This is a genomic window from Aeromonas sp. 1HA1 (assembly GCF_029237385.1).
In the GTDB taxonomy this organism is placed as follows: Bacteria; Pseudomonadota; Gammaproteobacteria; order Enterobacterales; family Aeromonadaceae; genus Aeromonas; species Aeromonas popoffii.
Genome location: NZ_JAACGC010000148.1, coordinates 1 through 2,154 on the forward strand (window position 1 = coordinate 1; position 2,154 = coordinate 2,154).

The 2,154-nt window shown below is 52.2% G+C and carries 1 rRNA gene; it reads right to left on the minus strand.

Annotated elements, in window-relative coordinates:
* Positions 1–2,121 (minus strand): 23S ribosomal RNA (locus tag GWQ22_RS21205); the annotation flags it as partial.
* Between the last annotated feature and the right edge of the window lie 33 nt (positions 2,122–2,154).

Genomic DNA, 2,154 nt, shown 5'->3' on the forward strand with positions numbered 1-2,154 from the left:
CTTCAAAGCCTCCCACCTATCCTACACATGTAGGTTCAATGTTCAGTGCCAAGCTGTAGTAAAGGTTCACGGGGTCTTTCCGTCTAGCCGCGGGTACACCGCATCTTCACGGCGAATTCGATTTCACTGAGTCTCGGGTGGAGACAGCATGGCCATGGTTACACCATTCGTGCAGGTCGGAACTTACCCGACAAGGAATTTCGCTACCTTAGGACCGTTATAGTTACGGCCGCCGTTTACCGGGGCTTCGATCAAGAGCTTCGCTTGCGCTAACCCCATCAATTAACCTTCCGGCACCGGGCAGGTGTCACACCCTATACGTCCACTTTCGTGTTTGCAGAGTGCTGTGTTTTTGATAAACAGTCCCAGCCATCTGGTCACTGCGACTCCCAACTGCTCCATCCGCAAGGGACTTCACTGTCAAGAGCGAACCTTCTCCCGAAGTTACGGTTCTATTTTGCCTAGTTCCTTCACCCGAGTTCTCTCAAGCGCCTTGGTATTCTCTACCCGACCACCTGTGTCGGTTTGGGGTACGATGACTTGTAATCTGAAGCTTAGAGGCTTTTCCTGGAAGCAGGGCATCAATGGCTTCACCACCGTAGTGGCTTCGTCTCGTGTCTCAGTGTTGTGTCTCCGGATTTGCCTAGAAACACCACCTACGCACTTTCACCAGGACAACCGTCGCCTGGCCCACCTAGCCTTCTCCGTCCCCCCATCGCAATTACAAGTCGTGCAGGAATATTAACCTGCTTCCCATCGATTACGCCTTTCGGCCTCACCTTAGGGGTCGACTCACCCTGCCCCGATTAACGTTGGACAGGAACCCTTGGTCTTCCGGCGAGGAGGCTTTTCACCCCCTTTATCGTTACTTACGTCAGCATTCGCACTTCTGATATCTCCAGCATACCTCTCGATACACCTTCGCAGACTTACAGAACGCTCCCCTACCACCCACACATAAGTGTGGATCCGCGGCTTCGGTGCCTGGTTTGAGCCCCGTTACATCTTCCGCGCAGGCCGACTCGACTAGTGAGCTATTACGCTTTCTTTAAATGATGGCTGCTTCTAAGCCAACATCCTAGCTGTCTGAGCCTTCCCACATCGTTTCCCACTTAACCAGAACTTTGGGACCTTAGCCGGCGGTCTGGGTTGTTTCCCTCTTCACGACGGACGTTAGCACCCGCCGTGTGTCTCCCGGATAGTACTTACTGGTATTCGGAGTTTGCATGGAGTTGGTAAGTCGGGATGACCCCCTAGTCCAAACAGTGCTCTACCCCCAGTAGTATTCGTCCGAGGCGCTACCTAAATAGCTTTCGGGGAGAACCAGCTATCTCCGAGTTTGATTGGCCTTTCACCCCCAGCCACAGGTCATCCCCTAACTTTGCAACGTTAGTGGGTTCGGTCCTCCAGTTGATGTTACTCAACCTTCAACCTGCCCATGGCTAGATCACCCGGTTTCGGGTCTACACCTTGCAACTAGACGCCCAGTTAAGACTCGGTTTCCCTACGGCTCCCCTATACGGTTAACCTCGCTACAAAATGTAAGTCGCTGACCCATTATACAAAAGGTACGCAGTCACCCCGAAGGGCTCCCACTGCTTGTACGTACACGGTTTCAGGTTCTATTTCACTCCCCTCACAGGGGTTCTTTTCGCCTTTCCCTCACGGTACTGGTTCACTATCGGTCAGTCAGGAGTATTTAGCCTTGGAGGATGGTCCCCCCATATTCAGACAGGATGTCACGTGTCCCGCCCTACTCGATTTCACTTCAAGGTCGTTTTCATGTACGGGGCTATCACCCTGTATCGCTGGCCTTTCCAGGACCATTCCACTAACTTCCAAGAAACTTAAGGGCTAATCCCCGTTCGCTCGCCGCTACTGAGGGAATCTCGGTTGATTTCTTTTCCTCGGGGTACTTAGATGTTTCAGTTCTCCCGGTTCGCCTCTATTACCTATGTATTCAGTAATAGATACCCAGCTTGTGCTGGGTGGGTTTCCCCATTCGGAAATCTGTGAGTAATAGCGTCTCTTACCGACTTCTCACAGCTTATCGCAGGTTAGTACGTCCTTCATCGCCTCTGACTGCCAAGGCATCCACCATGTACGCTTAGTCACTTAACCATACAACCCCAAGAAGTGTCGTCGAAACAACGC